General features: G+C 59.5%; 17 protein-coding genes. 6 read left to right on the top strand and 11 right to left on the bottom strand.

Annotated elements, in window-relative coordinates; genetic code table 11:
* Nucleotides 1-11 precede the first annotated feature (11 nt).
* Together ACIP9X_RS19000 and ACIP9X_RS18995 are read right to left on the bottom strand one after the other, a co-directional pair.
* Entirely contained in the window at nt 12-305 is a 294-nt protein-coding gene (locus ACIP9X_RS19000) for a hypothetical protein (protein WP_400481318.1), read from the bottom strand.
* Nucleotides 306-313: 8 nt separating this feature from the next.
* On the bottom strand, nt 314-1,246 hold the full coding sequence (locus tag ACIP9X_RS18995; protein WP_400481317.1) for a GIY-YIG nuclease family protein: 933 nt from the start codon (nt 1,244-1,246) through the stop codon (nt 314-316).
* A 143-nt stretch (nt 1,247-1,389) separates the two neighbouring features.
* On the opposite strand from ACIP9X_RS18995, the gene ACIP9X_RS18990 reads away from it, so the two are divergent.
* Nucleotides 1,390-1,602: a hypothetical protein gene (locus ACIP9X_RS18990; RefSeq protein WP_400481316.1), complete on the top strand. Its 213-nt coding sequence runs from the start codon at nt 1,390-1,392 to the stop codon at nt 1,600-1,602.
* Nucleotides 1,603-1,807: 205 nt separating this feature from the next.
* Here the strand turns inward: ACIP9X_RS18990 and ACIP9X_RS18985 are convergent, their stop codons facing one another.
* From ACIP9X_RS18985 to ACIP9X_RS18975, 3 genes are all read right to left on the bottom strand, one after another.
* Nucleotides 1,808-5,221 carry a hypothetical protein gene (locus ACIP9X_RS18985; RefSeq protein WP_400481315.1) on the bottom strand — a complete coding sequence of 1,138 codons (3,414 nt, stop codon included), beginning with the start codon at nt 5,219-5,221 and terminating at the stop codon, nt 1,808-1,810.
* Between the two features lie 775 nt (nt 5,222-5,996).
* Complete coding sequence (locus ACIP9X_RS18980; RefSeq protein WP_400481314.1) at nt 5,997-6,884, bottom strand: C40 family peptidase; 888 nt, start codon at nt 6,882-6,884, stop codon at nt 5,997-5,999.
* 977 nt (nt 6,885-7,861) lie between these two features.
* The gene (locus tag ACIP9X_RS18975; protein WP_400481313.1) at nt 7,862-8,761 is read right to left on the bottom strand and encodes a hypothetical protein; all 900 of its coding nucleotides are present in this window, start codon (nt 8,759-8,761) and stop codon (nt 7,862-7,864) included.
* A gap of 186 nt (nt 8,762-8,947) precedes the next feature.
* Between ACIP9X_RS18975 and ACIP9X_RS18970 the strand changes: the two genes are divergently transcribed.
* On the top strand, nt 8,948-9,271 hold the full coding sequence (locus ACIP9X_RS18970; RefSeq protein WP_400481312.1) for an ArsR/SmtB family transcription factor: 324 nt from the start codon (nt 8,948-8,950) through the stop codon (nt 9,269-9,271).
* Nucleotides 9,272-9,301: 30 nt separating this feature from the next.
* On the opposite strand, the gene ACIP9X_RS18965 is transcribed toward ACIP9X_RS18970, so the two are convergent.
* A complete protein-coding gene (locus ACIP9X_RS18965; protein ID WP_400481311.1) occupies nt 9,302-9,808 on the bottom strand; it encodes a hypothetical protein in 507 nt (168 codons plus the stop codon).
* Nucleotides 9,809-9,884: 76 nt separating this feature from the next.
* Here ACIP9X_RS18965 and ACIP9X_RS18960 point away from each other — a divergent pair, with 76 nt between their 5' ends.
* Nucleotides 9,885-10,337, top strand: a complete 453-nt coding sequence (locus ACIP9X_RS18960; RefSeq protein WP_400481399.1) for a winged helix-turn-helix domain-containing protein — start codon at nt 9,885-9,887, stop codon at nt 10,335-10,337.
* Here the strand turns inward: ACIP9X_RS18960 and ACIP9X_RS18955 are convergent.
* The 5 genes from ACIP9X_RS18955 to ACIP9X_RS18935 form a co-directional block, all read right to left on the bottom strand.
* On the bottom strand, nt 10,229-10,999 hold the full coding sequence (locus ACIP9X_RS18955) for an alpha/beta hydrolase family protein (RefSeq protein WP_400481310.1): 771 nt from the start codon (nt 10,997-10,999) through the stop codon (nt 10,229-10,231). The genes ACIP9X_RS18960 and ACIP9X_RS18955 overlap by 109 nt on opposite strands.
* A gap of 391 nt (nt 11,000-11,390) precedes the next feature.
* Nucleotides 11,391-11,834 (bottom strand): hypothetical protein, encoded by a 444-nt coding sequence (locus ACIP9X_RS18950; RefSeq protein WP_400481309.1) that lies wholly within the window; start codon nt 11,832-11,834, stop codon nt 11,391-11,393.
* Nucleotides 11,824-12,861 (bottom strand): hypothetical protein, encoded by a 1,038-nt coding sequence (locus ACIP9X_RS18945; protein WP_400481308.1) that lies wholly within the window; start codon nt 12,859-12,861, stop codon nt 11,824-11,826. The genes ACIP9X_RS18950 and ACIP9X_RS18945 overlap by 11 nt, the downstream gene beginning before the upstream one ends.
* A complete protein-coding gene (locus ACIP9X_RS18940; protein WP_400481307.1) occupies nt 12,858-13,346 on the bottom strand; it encodes a hypothetical protein in 489 nt (162 codons plus the stop codon). Before ACIP9X_RS18940 ends, ACIP9X_RS18945 begins: the two co-directional genes overlap by 4 nt.
* A 357-nt stretch (nt 13,347-13,703) precedes the next feature.
* The gene (locus ACIP9X_RS18935) at nt 13,704-13,889 is read right to left on the bottom strand and encodes a hypothetical protein (RefSeq protein ID WP_400481306.1); all 186 of its coding nucleotides are present in this window, start codon (nt 13,887-13,889) and stop codon (nt 13,704-13,706) included.
* A gap of 377 nt (nt 13,890-14,266) precedes the next feature.
* Here ACIP9X_RS18935 and ACIP9X_RS18930 point away from each other — a divergent pair, with 377 nt between their 5' ends.
* The 3 genes from ACIP9X_RS18930 to ACIP9X_RS18920 are packed head-to-tail and all read left to right on the top strand — an operon-like array spanning nt 14,267 to nt 16,550.
* Nucleotides 14,267-15,898 carry an AAA family ATPase gene (locus tag ACIP9X_RS18930; protein ID WP_400481305.1) on the top strand — a complete coding sequence of 544 codons (1,632 nt, stop codon included), beginning with the start codon at nt 14,267-14,269 and terminating at the stop codon, nt 15,896-15,898.
* Nucleotides 15,899-15,906: 8 nt separating this feature from the next.
* Nucleotides 15,907-16,335 carry a hypothetical protein gene (locus ACIP9X_RS18925; protein WP_400481304.1) on the top strand — a complete coding sequence of 143 codons (429 nt, stop codon included), beginning with the start codon at nt 15,907-15,909 and terminating at the stop codon, nt 16,333-16,335.
* The gene (locus tag ACIP9X_RS18920) at nt 16,332-16,550 is read left to right on the top strand and encodes a hypothetical protein (RefSeq protein WP_400481303.1); all 219 of its coding nucleotides are present in this window, start codon (nt 16,332-16,334) and stop codon (nt 16,548-16,550) included. The genes ACIP9X_RS18925 and ACIP9X_RS18920 overlap by 4 nt, the downstream gene beginning before the upstream one ends.
* Nucleotides 16,551-16,624: the final 74 nt, after the last annotated feature.

Below are 16,624 nucleotides of genomic sequence, written 5' to 3'. Positions count from 1 at the left end.
AATGTACAAAGTCAGGCCTGCAAGGGCTCGTCGCAGGCTTTGCAGGCCTTCCGGCCGCCGACGCTGGTTTCTTCTATGACCAGCAGCCGCTTGGGGTTGTCGTCCCAGACGTTGCCCACTGAGTTGCACCAGGCCGGGTGGTAGACCTTTCCGGAGCTCACCACGTAAACTTGGCCAGGGCCCACTTTGGGTGAGCCATCGCTGCGGCGGGATGCCGGTTCGATCGCGTTCAGCTCCCCGAGTTCTTTGGATTCGTGTTTGGCTTTTGCTGCCGTCTGCCAGGCGCGGCGTGGACGTGGTGTCATTGCTCGATTCAGTTTCTGTTGAGGCCGAATTGTCGTGTCATCAGCGCGTCCTTGTAGTGGGACTCCGCTGAATCCACCTCGCTGGAAGGTGTGCTGGGTCCGAACACGCGCAGAAGGCTGAAGACAAAATGCCGGGCGTGGTCTGTCTTTGTCGTTTCGCCGGCTGCGCTGTCGTAGGCAAGCTCGCGCAGCGCGACGTTCCCGCCGTGACCGTCGCGCGCGTAGCTCGTCCACCGTCCGAGAATGCGCTCAGCACCATCCGCCTTTCCAACGTATTGCTTGCCGTTGGTGGAGTCAGTGATGAGGTAGATACCCTGTACTTCCTTCAAGGCAGCCCGCCAATCGGCATAGCGGGGGTTCTCCACCATGTCGCGGAGCTCGTGGTAATTGAGCAGTACGCCGTCGAACCCAGGGAAGGGAACCTTGTCCCGGTCGGCTATCTCCAATACCGGCAGGTTCGTGGCGCTGGAGGCGCGCCGGTGCCAGTTCCGCGGGCTGTCCCATTCGATCACGAGCCGGTCATTCAGGGGTGCCAGGAAATCCGAGATGCGCAGGTCGAAGAACCGGTTCACCTCAGTGCGCTCTGCGATCATCTCGCCATAGTTCTCGAAGGTGCCCCACAACCGGGAGCGGCGTTTGCCGTCGGCGATGAGGATCACCCAGAAACGGGGAGGATCCGTGGGGAATTGCCGGGGTGAGAGACCCTGCTCCCTGGTGTAAGCGAGGACCAGTTCCTCCGTCAGGTCTTCGGGACCACGCAGGGCGGTCGGGTCGCCGGGCCTGAAGGCATGGCGGATCAGCAATACATCCTCCAGCCGGACGGCCGAGTCGCAGTCTGCGCCCATGCCAATCAGTACATGACCGAGAGTGAGGGACGCGCGCGAAGCCGGCATCGCAGAAATCGTTGTTTCCGCAGGTACGTCGAGAGCAAGATCAGACACGGAAACACCATATGTCACGAGCCGGGCGCGCGGCTGTAGCCGCACATGGCTAGGTCGCCTGCGGGTTATGTTGCCTTCAGTGAGCGGGCCCTGGTGCCCCACCTATTGAAGGTCCTCTCCAAGCGGTGAAGCTAGGTCAACCTGTGAACCAGGAAGTAGATGGCAGCCGTAATGGCGTGGAAACGAAATTCGGCTTCGGCCTCGTTTGTAAGACCTGGGTGGGCCCCTTGACCGTGACTAATTTTCCAAAGACCCAGAAAATAATTGTGTTCACCGTCTTGGAAGTATTTCTTACCGTTCAAAACAACAATGGCATCACCACCCTGTTTTCTTTGCAGTGTTCAAAGGTGTTGTGAAATATCCTCTGGTGACAGCCATGCAGGCCCTCGATCCAAAGCGTGCCCCTGCCGTGTGGTTCCGTCCTGCCACAGGGCCGTATTCGGGGAGCGAAGCGACTCGATGACGGCCCTCCCTAAAAACCAGTCCAGACCAAACCGCAACGTCTGGTGAAACTTGTAAGGCTTTGCCGACGTGTAGATATGCTCGCCGTTAGTTGCACTCCTAGGTCCGGTCGATAAGCTCCTGAAGCCGACCAGTTATGTTTGGTCCCGAGCGAAAGCATCCAGCCTTATTGCAACTTGTAGAATTAGGCGGGTTGACTGTACGACACGACCTACAGATCCACGCTGTCGGGGGCTGATTTCCCATCTGTTCTAGAACCGCTCCGATGTCGGGGGGATGCAATTTTGCGGCTCGGTTCAGAGCAGTTAGCCGGACATGGCCATCCGGATCCTCTAGAAAGCGATAATGCTGAGAGCTGAGGTGTCCGTTCTCCGAACTTTCGCACAGCTCCGCCGCGACTCCCCGGAGGACCGGGTCTTGACTGTCGCACCAGCTCTCCGGTTCCGGGCCCGTGACGAGTGAGCAGAGCGTAAGGGCTCCAATCCGTAGGTGCTCACAGCTACTTGCTAGAAGTGGGAGTTTCTCACGCAGCATCAACGCTGCGGGCTCGGCGACAGGAGCGTCCCAAAGTGCAGCAGCCACGTACCACGCGTGAGCTCTTCCCCACGTAATCATTTTGGACAGGAGGGCGATGGCATCGGCGACGTTCGATACCTTGTCCCAATGGTGCCGACGTCGACCGGTGGCTTTGTCGAAGAGCGCATAGTAGGCATCTGAACCACCAACTTTGTCCATGCGGTCGAGTGTCAATCTGGCCTGCGCCGCTACGACTGCGGCGTCGAAAGCAAACAACGTTTCAGTCAAATCTATAAGGCCGGGAATGTCCTCCGGGTACTTGAACATGTGCAAGCTGCTAGCGTCGTTCAACGAAAGCGTCTCTAAGAGATCGGCGAGCTCATCACATCGGGCCTGCTGCTGGTATGTCAGTTCCGCCTTGGGCCTCTGGGCAAGTAGGTTTAGGAACTTGCGATCGTTGTCAGGTTCGAAGTCGCGGAGCCAGTCAGGCATTCTAAAATCGGGACGGGGTTCTTCCGTTTCATCTGCCGCAGCCTGTAGGTCAGCACGAATCAGGATGTCTCGCAATTCAGTTCTAAGACTAGGGGGTCCGTGCTTCGCGCGTTCCACGACCAGTTCTGTAGCTTCCGGCACCAGCCCAGTCAGGATCTCCGCGGCCGCGATCTGGGCCGCGTGAAGCTGGTTTTCCACTAAAAAGGCCCTGAGATTGACTTTGCCGCTCGTCACAGGTTTCACCATGTACGGGAGATTCTCCAACCGCAATAGGTCAAGCAAAGATTCGGGTTTTTTCCGCAAGTCATCACGACTACGGAACCTAAGATCCAGTTCCGCCCGCACGAGCTTTTGCCGCTGCTGGTCATAGTTAACTACGGCAGCTTCGATGGCGGTTCGCATTTCTGGAGTGATCGGTAAATGCAGCAACTGTGTCCAACTGTCCCAGGAAGACGTATCCGCAGTGCTGAGATCAATGATCAGTTGATTACAAATTGACTCCAGATGTCCCTCAGATATGGTTGCGCCTTCACGATAGGCCCTCACAGCCGCGTGCAGAACACCTCGTTCGCCGCTCTCGCTGGCAGCGGCACCTAAAGCCTCTGCTGCAGTCGTGCTGATTCCGGCCGCGAGGATCAATGGCTCTATTTGAGCTGATTGGATCCTGTCACTCACCCATTCGCTAATTTTTTCAGGCTGCTCTGTCGCGCGAAGGGCGTCTCCTATCTCTGCAAAGAGAGCCACCCTTGGAGCAACCGTTTCAGTCGAGCCGGTGATGACGAATATGCCACTGCCATCGAAGAATTGAATCGCGTCGCGTGCCGTAGCCAAGGCAAAGCCCGGGCTCAAGCCCCAGTGAACCGCAATTTCTCCAGCGACAATACGTTCCAATTCACCAAGCTTGATGGAACCATTTGCCTTGAGAATCGCTGACGCTTCCACTGCAAACGCGTGCATAGCTGCCGTATCCGTGGCTGATCCTTCTAGAGGTCCTAAGATGCTTCCGTCTTGCCTGGTAAGTTCGTGCCGAGAGACAGCATCATGAACGACCTCGGCCAACACACGGGCTCTGCCAAGGGGTAACGTATCTAGCTCTTTCTCAGCAGCAAGCAACGTAAGGAGGATAGGAAGTAGGGGTGTCTCGCGAAGAGTAGCATCCCTCCTAAGTGCCTTGTTCACCCAATCAATTCGTTCTTGCACCCAACGGTCAGCGTCGGAGGTCGAAACCGATTGGTTTTCCGCTGCGCGACTCAGAATTGCTCTAATTACTCGATCGGTTTCCTTCGGCGGGAGGAGTGAAAGATCTTCCCACCCCAAAGTTGCGGCATGACCGAAGGCGACGTCTCGGGTGGACAATAAGGCGTCCACATCGCTGGAGACAGACTTCATAAAGTCGTCGATCTCGCTAGCTACGGCAGCCCGCCTATCGTATGTCTCGTCAAGAGAATCAAGGAGTAGGGCCACCCCACCAGATGACAAACGCGCGTCCAACTCGCGGCGGATGAGGGCTCTATCCGCCGGCGCGTCGTCGCGAACTGCTGCAGTCAGGAGGCGGTCTCGAAAGCTCGCAGTGTGTTCGAGTGCGTCGACCTCCCTGAGCGAGACTCGGAGGGGTAAGGGCGCCCCAGGTAAAGTGCACAATTGGGCGGCCAGATTTCGGATCGCCGTGCTCTTGCCGCCCCCTGGAAGTCCGGTCAAGATGAGACGGCCTCGACGGAGAAAGGCCCACAAGAGATCAGCTTCAGCCTTGGTGTCCTCCGGGTCGGTTGTGACCTTTACATCGGCGTCGATTTCCTCAAAGGGGATCGAAGGAAGGCGTGCCCCCAGGCTGCGAAGGTCGATTGACGCAGCAGCCCGAATTACACGCTCCTTATATCTTTCAAGTGCTCCATGGAGTCTTTCGAGTTCCGCGGAGGGAAATTCTCCACTAGTAGCGACGGCCACCCCGGCCCCGCGCAGTTCCGCCAACCATCCGCCGAGCAAGTATCCGCCCCGAAGTCGGGCGGTCTTACCTGCTGCAGACACCAGTTCCTTCCAGGCCTTTCGCCCATTCTCAGCCGTTGCAGGAGAAACCAGTGGGCGAAGGTAGAGAGCCCCTACACGGGCGTCACTGTGGTGAAGCTCCTCAACAGCTAGTTCGCAGAGAACGCCGCAACGAAGGACCTTTTCTTTCTGCTCCAGTGTGAGGACGCTCAGTAACTCGTCAAGGTATGAGAGCGCTTCAGACTCACCCTTTGTAGGCGGCCCTGGCAGATCTGATCGGTGACGCTCCAGTGCTTTCTGAAGGTCCCGAAGCGGACCACTTAATGACCCGCTGACGATGACAAAGCGGTAGGCTTCAGGCGCAAGTGACGATTGAGCAGCCTTTATCCACTGATCTACTGCCTTCGAAAAGGCTGCCCCCTTGGTCAGAGCACGTTTCGCCTGAACGAGAGCGGTCCAACCCGACTGAAAGTTGATCCTAATGTCGTCAAGTGGGTCTTCTGTCTCTAGGGCAACAGACACTACCTGCGCCTCTGCATCCGGGATGCCAAAACCTAGCAGAGGATTGCCAGACAGGCCGCATGCAACAGCGTATGCAGCTACTCCTCTTCGATATTCGACTCCAGCATCACCAGAAGCTCCGGCGACACTCCCTCGCCCCGCCACTGGCACTGTGCTTTCCGCCACGGTCACTCATCCTACATAGGCAACCCATCTCTGGGGGTGAAGCACTATCCTATCTACACGCCGCTGACCGAGACGGCATTGAAGCGTTCCCGTTAGATGTGCCTCGAAGGTTTAGTACGGTCAGACCTCAGGCCGGATGCTTCTAGCAGCGTCCTTCTGGACGGTCTATAACAGCACTGTACGTTTTCGAAAAATGGTGAATCCACCTCTATCTCCCTCCGAAAACAAAATTGAATGAGAACGCCTTGAACAATGAAAAAGATCAGAGCATGGCAGCCAAAGTTCGTGCCTGGTTAGCCCAATTCCACTGGAAATGGATCAGCTTCTTGGTAGGAGGCGGCATGGTCTTGACCCTCTCTGCCTTCTTTGCCCGTACTGGGTTGGAGCCCAGGGCTATCAGCACATGTTTCCCTGGACGGCACTGGACAAGGACGATCTGGCTGTCGTCCAATCGGTTGCGACCAATGTCGGGACTGCGTTTCTCACAGCCGACTAAACGGGAGTTTCCGCCGGTAACCGTCGGGAGTTGGGTTTCTCACCGGAATCTTCCGTGTGTACACTGAACATGCCTGGCCCGAGCGCTGCGTTTGGCCATCGAACCCGATGGGCCCTAGCGCGCCAACAGGTCAAAGTAGGCCGCACCGGGGTTCCAACTCACCGGATGCAACAACGTCCCTACCGCCGGGTTCAAAGCGCTCCACATCATGCCGCCGCCGGCGTAGATGCCTACGTGACCCCAGTTGCCGGGCCCCTGCGGATTTTGAACCACCAGGTCTCCTGGTTGCGGATCCTCTGTTCGTACACCAACGCGCCATTGTTCTACTCGCGGCAGTTCGATCCCGGCTTGCCTATAGATCCACTGCACGAAGCCGGAGCAATCCCAGGCTTTGAAGGCAGTGCCGCCCCACACATAGCGCCCACCCAAGCCGTCCTGCGTGTACTTCAGAATGTCCTGCCGTAACTGGCTCAAGTTGTGTGGAGATCCCGCCGGCCGCTGCGATGTCGACGAATCCGCACAGGAGGCAGGAGCAGTGCCACCCTCAAGTGCAGCAACAATTGCCGTGGCCGCCGGCTCCCAGCGCGCATACAGTTCGGGAAAAGCAGATACCTGGACGGCTTGGGCCGCCAGACCTCTGTCCATTGTCTGCCAACCTGGAATGTCCAGCAGTCCTCGAGGACTGCCGCGATTCGGTCCCGCCGGCCCGCCGTAGAAAGCACGCGCGTTGTAGGAGGGATCCATCAGCTGCTCGACCGTCCCCCAGCCCGCCGCCGGACGCTGTTGGGCCGAACCGATCGAGTCGTGGTCACGTCCAACGCCGTCATTGGGGAAATGCAGGGAAGCAGGCACGCTGGGGTTGGCGAGCATGCGCAGACTCGACTCCTGCAGCGCCATCATGATGGCGATGATCTGCCCGGAGCGCGGTATTCCAAGCTGCTTGCCGACCGCGATGTATGTCCGTGCAACGCTCTCCTGCCGAGGCGTCAGCTCGTAGAGCAAGCGCCCAGCGTTCCGGACTTCCAAGCCGGCATCAGTGACGTTAGGGGCAATGGCCACTTCGGATCCCGCTGGTGTACAGGCAACTGCAGATTGTCGCGCCATACCAGTTATCGCTGCCACGCCTCCGGCAAATGCCATGGCGCCAGCAAGCAGAGCGAGGAAAGCAGCCGCCGATACAACCTTCACCAATGCCCGGCGCCGCATTAGGCCTGCGACGGCCACTAGTGCAGCCACTAGTAGACGATTCTCTCTGCGGTCGCGTAAAAGGCAACCATGGCGCAGCGCCCAGATGGAGCGGTGGTGGCAGGAGGACAGTTGACCATCACCGTGACGGGTGCTGCATAGGCACTTCGGCCGGTACTAGACTCGTCCACAACTTGCACCGTTACCGTGCATACGTGAAGGCCCTTCCACGGGGCCGGATACTCCTGAACTTTGGCCAACTCGAGATCGCAGCGCATGGACTCAGCGGTGCCGCTTCGGCGAGCGGACTGGTCTGCCAGGCTGGTGAACGTCCCCGCCGTCACGCCAGTCCCTTCAAACTCTCGAACCAACACAGATAAGGGATTCGATCCATCAGGCAGCAACTCCCACCACGATCGCACCTTGGCATATATATCCGAGTACGACGACGAACGGCTGTCCCAGCTATAGATTCCCTTTGCTGCCGCTACAGCGAGTGCCCGGTAATCGCGGGTACGTGGCAAAGCATCCGGCGTTGCCTCCGCCGTAACGACCGCCTCGTCAGGAACACCGGACTTACCGCCTGGTGCGGGGGTAGTGCCTGATGGCTTCGCCGTTGAAGGCGCGGTTGCGGACGTGGTCGGCGGGACCGGTCGGCTGGGGCTATCGGCAGGCCAAAGTAGGAAGACTGCACTAACCATGAGCAGGGCAACCAGCCCTGCCGCCAGCCACTCCCGGCGGCCAGCTCTACCGAACCAATTCATCGTCCAACCCCAATATCGGACACCCATGCCCTACAGGGCCGGCCTTTTCACTTCGTGCAGAAGCACGCGCCAAGCTGCTTGGTACAACTGCCGGGCAAATCCGATATTCACCGCGATATACCTTTCGGTGACGCCGAGCTCACATGCCAGAGCGGCCATCTGAACGGACCTATCCAGTCCTCGCAGGCCCGGGCGGACTATGGTTTCCGCGACACTCCGAAGGACGTTTGTGGGAAGGCAGTTGGCAGCGCACCGGCAGAGATCGTCGACGCCCAATCCGGGTTCGGGATGGCAGTTCAATGCCGTGTTGATTGTTTTGGCCGTCTGTCGAACGACGGTTACGGCATGCCATCGACGCCGGTCCTGGGGAGACGGAGGTCCGTAATGCCTCGGCCCTGTGAGGCTGGATACGGCAAGCCTCCAGGTTTCCTCGCTGACGCTGCGCTGGACCAGTCCCAGCATGGCGTGCGCCCAGGCCTGATCAACATAGTTTTCAGCTCCGTCTCCGGCCGTCTGAGCGCCTATGACAGCAAGAAGCTCGGGTGAGCTTTCCGTCGTCGTGAAGTCAACAAGCAAGGGCATTGTCTGATGGCTAAGCTCGCGTCGGACATGGGCAGCGCAGATCTTATTGCAGACACCTTGGACCCACGCTTCAAACGGGATGCCGGGCAGCTCCCGGTAGCGCCCCCTCGCAACCCCGTCCCACACGGCGACTCTGATGTCCTGCATGACGTCATCCACATCGCAGGATCGCCCGATTCGCGCGAGGCGGGAAACGACGTATCGGTGCACACCATCAACCGCGACCATGATCCGGTCCAGCTGGATGACGGAATCTCCCGACTGAGGTGCGCTTCGCAATGAGACATCGATATCAGCGACCGTGTCGGAGCCCTTTGTAGATTGATACGCCTTGGCTTCAATTTCCATGGCTGCACCGCTTTGACTGTTCAGATCGAGTAGTTCGCAGAGTCGCGCAAACGGCCACCCCAGTTAGTGGATGCGGAGATCCAACAACGATCAAAAGAAGCTATAGGAATTATTGTCGAAGATAAATAAAGTATCGTCAAGAGTGCTGTTCTTACTTTTTGCGCTGCCTTCGGGAAGAATGACCTTATGCCGAGAATTACGCAGCCTCACGACGCCGCCTGGTCGGCCGACGTCGAAGCTGCCGTCGCGACTTTCGGCAATCGGGCGCGCAACGAGATTCTTCGGTTCCTCACTTCCAGTGGACCTGCGACGCGCGGGGATATCGTCGCCGCTGTCAGCGCGGGCGATCCCAGCGTGGCAAAACACCTGGCCGCCCTGGAAGAGGCCGGTGTGGTGATGGTCGACGTCGAGCCTGGACGTAGACACGGACGGTCACCGCGGTATTCGGCGAACCCTGTCCGGATCAAGGAACTGCTCGACGCTCACCTTAAGTACTTGCTGGAACAGTAGCCGCAGTGCGTCGGAAGATGAGCCCGACGTTTAGTCTGCCCGCTCCGGCGCCTCATCCGCGTCCGACGGACTGGCCGCGGCCCTCTCCCCTTCTGGCCGGCGGCTAATGTCCTTATTCAAGTACTCTGTGATCGCCCGAAGTGTCTCTGGCGACACGTCACCAAGGGTGCGAGCCGCGAACGTCTTCACCCTCGCGGCGCGAAGAGATTTCACAAACTCAAGCTGGGAATCAATGCGCTGGGGCAGATCTGCGTCGTCGCTGCCCAGCAGATATGCGGGATCCACGTTGAATATCTCGCACAAGGCGCCAAGAAGCGCCGGGTCGCTTACCAGCCTTCCCGTTCCGTCTTTCATGTAGAACCAACGGGCCCTGGAAAGTTTGATCCCCTTGTCTGCCAGCTTTTCCTGGACTTCACGGAACGTGACGGGTTGCCCTCGCTCGGCAACAACAACATCGAGCAGCAGGTTCAAGCGGCGTGCAAGTTCGGCTTGGGGAGACAGTTCCGCGCCCTTGAGACCCTCTTCGTCTCCGGACACGATTCACCTCCAGACCTACGTGACTATCGTCAACGAGCCACTAATTGTTGCCCAGTATTGCCTTGGCCAACTCCACATGCAATACACGGGGCTTCGTCCTTCCATCCGTATGTGGATGAGCGTATCGTTTTGCTGTAGACCCGTCTACAGCGGGCCACAAAGATTCCCTCGTCACCTGGTTGTGGTCTCCATGGCGAACATCTTGATGAACCGGACGCGAAGCCGTCTCATTCGCTATCTGATCACCCATGGCCCGGCGACCTGCCATGAGGTCGCTGCAGCGCTCACCCTGTCTGCTTCCTCTGTCCACAAACACCTCAGTCTTCTTTGCGAAGCAGGCGTAGTCGTCCTCGGGGCGGGAACGTATAAGGCGCGGCCGGATGAAATCGAAAGAGAGCTTGCGGACCTTGCGGCAGCGTTTCAGCCGGCTGGCAGCGAGTTCAGGAACCGGGTTACGGACGACTCCCATTTATCGGTATCGGCGTTCCATTCAAGCGAATGCCCTGGAACTTCGAAGCGCACCAACTGAACGAGGTCGGGTCTTTGCTCCGCGAATCGCTCCGAAACTGTCACCGGTGTCGATTTGTCCTCGATTCCGTGCAGTATAAGCGTTGGTGTCTTGAGGTCACCAGCCCGGGCTATCCAATCCAGGGTGGAAAGATCAAGAGCTTGCTCGAGCCCCGTGACCCAGCGTCCTGCTTTCGCACCCAACATTTTCAACCCAACCTTGGCCACAGCTTCCGGCAATCCACTGGCACTCCCGTTAGACGTCAGAGTCTTAGCCCAATCCAGGACGGGAGCCACGAGCACCAGGCCGATGATCCGATCAGAATGGGCCGAGAGATTTGCGGCGCGCAGAGCCATGGAACCGCCGAGGGACCATCCGAACAATACGAGCCGCTCAGCGCCGTGGTCCACGGCGTACTTGATGGCCGCTTCGACATCCAACCACTCATTCTGGCCCAAGGAGTACCTGGAATCGTTCGACGGCGGCGCTTCGCCGTCGTTCCGGAATGACACAACCAGCGATGTAAGGCCGAGCCTGCTGGCAACAGGAACACCGCGAAGGGCGCCGGCGCGTTTCCCGCCCATTCCGTGCACGTGGATGGCCCATGTCGAAGACACCGGACCGCCGGCCGTGGGCGCGAATTTCCATGCGGGTGCCACACCGTCGTCAACCTGGATATTCACGTCTACAAAAGGCAAACCTAGCTGTTGCGGTTTGGAGTAGGCGTATCCGCTCCAGATGCCAGCGGTAGCAGAGTGTAGGTCACCGGAATCGACTCGCTCCACGAGCCGAGTCACTGTTTCCCCACGGGTGTCCTCGGCTATTACAGCCCCTATGCAGGCATGGCCCTTCCCGTGGCCGAACCACAAGCTGTATCGGCCTGGCGCTCTCGTCAAAGGGGTCGCTGGAAGTTCAATCCTCAGGAATCCATCCTCATCTGAGGAGACTTGCCTGATGGAAAGATCCTCCCGACGTCTGGTGCTCGGCACCACCACCCGACGAGCAAAGTAGGCAGCCCCAAGGAACGTTATTGCAGCTGCACCTGCGGCTCCAAAGGCTAGCGGTCCCAGCACTCTAGGACTCTTCATCATCGCTCCTGACATGCGTGTCGATGACATCCCTAAGTCGGGAAAGCGTCTCGGGGGAGAGATCTTGTAATTGCCTGGCCGCAAAATTCCTAACCCGTGCCTCACGCATCGATTTCAGGAGCTTGAGCTGGGCTTCCACCAGTTCGGGCAGCTCTGTTGAGTCATCAAGGAGGTACCGGCGATCCACGCCGAAGAATGTCGCGAGGTTCTGCAGTAGGTCCTGGTCCATGGCAAGGGAGCTATCACCGCTTCGCATGTAGGCCCATCTTGACCGCGACAACGGCGTGCCATATTGAGCCATGGCTTCGCTGACTTCCCTGTAGGACAAGGGCCCTGTCCCCCGGGTCTCATACAAATCCAGCAAGAGGTTGATCTTGCGAGCGAGCCTGGCCTGCGGCGGCTCCGAGGGTTCTACGGCATCATCTGCCACTTGGGTCCTTCCTCCTCCCCCATCGTGCTAGGCCCACTCGACCATCCTGCCTGCCTTGATTGGAGGCGAGGTAATCCTCTGTTCGGGTCAATGTTTGGAAATCAGCTTCATCCAGCAACTTAGCAGCGGCCGGATCCATCAGGAGAGCATCCTCAATTTCGACAAGCATCCGATGAAGCCTTCGCGTCTCAGGATCACCTCGCTCGATGGCAGCAGCAGGCGCCGCCAGGCGTCCATCCTTGCGTGTCGCAGTCGCCTTTTCCCAGGTGGACGTGAGGCTTTCCAGTAAGCCAGCCTGGGTCTTCAGTTGTGCTCGTCGAACGATCCGTCGGGCGACTGGTGGCAGGGCCAGTCCAGCACACAGGAACACCATCGACCCGACAAAGCTCGTGTCGTAAACCGCGGCCAACTGCTCCATCGTTGACTGCTCTCCCAGAAGGTGGGCGACGTCCATTCCCAAGACGGCGAACACAACGACGAGAGCCAGGCAGCACCCGATACCAATGAGAGTGAAGGCGACGCGAAAGTAAGAAGCGGCCATCCGCCGTCGGAATCTAAAGCACACGTATCCGGTCACGCCGACGACCACCCCGATATAGACAAACTGGATGACGGAATAGAGGGCGGCAGCAGGCTGGTCCCCGTAATCCAACATGAATTTCGTTGAAGACACTGGTGCTTCGATTCCGAGGAAAGCAAGGACCAGCCCCACCGAGACTAGACCCAAGATCAGGAGGCCACGACGGTCCCTGCGCACAGGTGCATCGTTGAGCTCGGCGGCCCGGAGGATCGCCTGGGAAAGGAAGTAGATTCCCACGACCATCAAAATATTCGCGACAAGATCCAGGAGGTTGCGGTCGCCGAGGGCTTGATCACCGGCGATGTAAATCGGGCCGACGTTCAAGGAAAGGGCGGTTGCGATCGCGACGGCAGCAACGAGAATGCTGTGGTCTTTTCTGGTGCGGGCCCCTGGCAGCAGGCACAGAACGAGGCACCAGATGACCGCGGCGGTGACTGCCTGGATCACCCGAAAACCTGTTCAAATGATCTTGGCTCCATGGTGCTGTCACGGATAGCGCCGGCAAGAAGATCTGCGAGCGTCTCAGCTGCGGCCTCCAGATCGTCGATGAAGCTGCTCCGCGCGAGAGCCCGTGACACCATCTCTCCGTCAAGATTTGGGAAGAGGCTGCCGGCATAGTCTGAGGAAATCGCCAACTCATCGTGGCGCAGGATCATATGTCCAAGTTCATGAAGGATGAACTGCTGCCTATGGAGCGCTGAGTCCGTTATGGCGTGCAGAATGAATTCCCGGGTATCCGTCGACAGCCACAGACCACAGACGGATGTGCCGTTTAGGATTCTCGTGGCTTCGATGTCGATTCGACGGCGGCGCCGGGCCGCCACGATCGCGATAAGTCCATCGAGGGTCAGGTGGCTCGGTAGCCGCAGTGCCAGAAAAGCATCCGCCGCAATCTGCGCTGGCCCCGGTCCTTGCGATTTTTGCTGGTCCATACCGCCCCCTCCTCGCAGTGGACAGCAAGCCTGGCTGCCTTGCATGGCAACCACCGCGGCGCGTCAGGCGCCGCAGCTTCAATTGAACGCCTGAGCTCTGGACATGTCCAGAGCCGGGGCACGAAGCTGGACCAGTATGGTCGATGGCGCCAGGAAACGCATACATATCTTCGCGACGGCATCAGGGGTAGTGCAACCATGACGTGTACGGCAGCGGCGCTCCAGAACTAGGGAAGGGTCCAGTGGTCTTTGACTTCCCCGCGCCTTAACGCCACTTTCATGGCGACCCGCACTGCTTTGACCCGCAGGTAGTTGAACGTGGCGACCACTGTTCCGGCAGACCTGAAATTGTCAGGGTTAGGGACATTGTGACGCAGCGGCTGTACGCCTCGTAGTCCTCAATGTCCTCGGGCAGCGGGCTTCGGAGACGGTGGCCATATAGGCGTCGGCAAGGCCGTGGCAGCCTTCCCCGGTGTTGAAGTTCTCCTGGAAGCCGGCCTCCATGGCCGCCGCCAGCGCCGCCCGGTAAATGTTGACGTCCATTCAGTTCTCCTTTTGCTGGGTGACCGCTGCCCGGGGCAACCTATCCGAGCGGTCGCTCCTGGGCTATCCATCATCGACGACGCCGTAGGTGTCCATCATCCCGTCCCAGCCGGAGTCCTTGTATACGTCGGCTGCGAAACCAGCGAACCATTCGCAGGTGTCCCGGTACTCAAGACCAGTGGCTCCTAGTGCCGATGGGCGTAGTGCTCCCCTCCGCCTATCTGGCCGTGGTCAGGACGATCCTTTTTTGGTGCTCAAATTCCTCGTCGCTACCCGGCACCGCCTGCACATGACGTGCCGGAGTAAATTTGGGGCGAGCCGGGGCACGCTGGGATAAGCTTCCCGGGGATACGGAAGAGAATTTATTGGGGGCAGGAATGAATACGCAGATCCCGTTTGTCTTCGGGCATACACTCGTTGAGCTGATTCGGGCGCGGCATCCGGTTCTCATGGTGGAAACGCATGAAGGCAACCGGGTGATTGCCGCAGTGGAAGCTGTCGCCTCCAGCCCGGACCTGCGCCGCCCGCGCAAGGTTGTCCTGTACACGGTCTCCAACGGTCTTCACGCCCCCGGTCAGGCTGGCAAACCCACACCTCCTGACGCCGCCCTGGCAGAGGCGGTCAAGGCCCAGGAACCGACGATTTTCGTCTTCTTTGACCTCCACCACTTCCTCGGTTCCCAGAGCCGTCCGGCTGAGCCGATGATGATCCGTGCGGTGCAGGACGCCGCACTGGCATTCAGGACCGGGGAGGTGCCCCACACGCTGGTGATGGTCTCCCCCGCCATGACGCTGCCCGCTGACCTGGAGAAGGAAGTGACGGTCGTTGACCTGCCGTTGCCGACCGCAGGTGAGATCGAAGGAGTCCTGAACGAAATTGTCGAGGCCAACGCGGCCTCGATCGTCGTGGATCTGAGCCCCGATGACCGGCAGCGGCTGATTCAGGCCGCCCAGGGGCTGACCTTGGGCGAGGCCGAGAACGCCTTCGCCCGGGCGATCGCGTCAGACCGGCGCCTTGACGCCTCGGACATCGCTCTGGTCCTGGATGAGAAACGCCAGACCATCAGGAAGTCCGGGCTGCTGGAGTTCATCTCCCCCGAGGGGACCATGAACGATGTCGGCGGCCTGGAGAACCTGAAGAAGTGGCTGGCCAAACGCAACGGGTCCTGGCTGCCGGAGGCCCAGCGCTGGTCCATCCCGGCACCCAAAGGGGTCCTGATCACCGGAATCCCCGGCTGCGGTAAAAGCCTGACGGCCACCTGCATGTCCACCATGTGGGGGTTGCCGCTGCTGAGGCTGGACGTGGGCCGGGTCTTCTCCGGCCTGGTCGGCTCCAGCGAACAGAACATGCGCGGCGCCCTGCGCCTTGCTGAGGCTGTATCCCCGTCCATCCTCTGGATTGACGAGATTGAGAAGGGCTTCGGATCCAGCGGCGGCGGGGACTCCGGGACAAGCCAGCGGGTCTTCGGGACGTTCCTGACCTGGATGCAGGAGAAGAAAAACCCCGTCTTCGTCATCGCCACCGCCAACAAGATCGAATCCCTGCCCCCGGAGTTCCTGCGCAAGGGCCGCTTCGACGAGATCTTCTTCGTGGATCTGCCCACCAAGGAAGAACGGGTCGACATCTGGCGCATCCAGCTCGAAAAGCGTCTGCACAGCGCTTCAGAGGCCGCCGGCGACTTCGAAATCACCGACGAATCCCTGGGCCACCTTGCCGGGCAGACCGAGGGGTTCTCGGGCGCGGAGATCGCCGAGGCCGCCGTGAGCGCATGCTTCGAGGCTTTCTCGGAGCGGCGCAAGCTCAACGAGAAGGATCTGAGCCGGGCGATCAACAACACGGTCCCGCTCTCGGTCACCCAGGCAGAGCAGATCAACGGCATCCGCGAATGGGCGTCCAGCCGTGCCGTGGCAGCGACCTCCATGAGCGCCAGGGAGGAGTACTTGACCAGCACCGCCGATGCCACCGCTGACGTCACGTCCTGGCGCGCCGGCCGGCAGATCGATTTCTAGGGGCCGGCATGAGCCTTGAAGTGCTTCTGATTCCGATCGGCATCGCCGCGATCGCTGCCATCCGTGAGGCCCGCAGCACCGACCTATGCGAGAAGTGCAAGACCACCCGCATCATCGACCAGACCCTCCTGCAGGAGGCGCTTCTGGCCATGGGTGCCACAGGCCTGAGCGTAGCCGAGGGCCGCATCACCGGAAACAGCCCCTACGGCCGGATCACGTTCCAGCGGATCGGGGAAGTCTTCCTTGGCCGGGTGGACAATGCCGAGGACAGCATAACGACCGACATGCTGGCCGCCCTGGACATCAGCGTCGGCATCGTGCTGCAGCAAAGAACCGTATCCTCCCTCCAGCAAAGGGCCAGGGACATGGGCATGGTGCTGGTCTCGCAGACGGCCTCCAACGGCGAAGTCCAACTCGTTTTCGAACAGGCGACATGATGCAAAAGAAAACCTTCACGATCACCGTTTCAGCCACCGGCGCCATCACGGCCGAAGTCAGCGGCCCCGGCCCGGGCTGCACCGACGGACTGGCAGCCATACAGGCGCTGCTGCCTGACGCGGTGATCTCCGATTCACGGCTGACGCCTGCCTACTACCAGGCCGTCAACCAGGACATATCCACCCAGCAGCTACAGCACGAGACGGACAGCTAAGAATGACTCCTGAAGAAAAACTTTGTTCCCGCTCATGGCGGCTTCGTAACAGCGCCGGAATCCTGTGGAGCATC

Source organism: Arthrobacter sp. NPDC093125, from assembly GCF_044754225.1.
GTDB lineage: Bacteria > Actinomycetota > Actinomycetes > Actinomycetales > Micrococcaceae > Arthrobacter.
The sequence above is the reverse complement of the archived record's forward strand: the minus strand, read 5'-3'. Positions and strand labels throughout refer to the sequence as shown.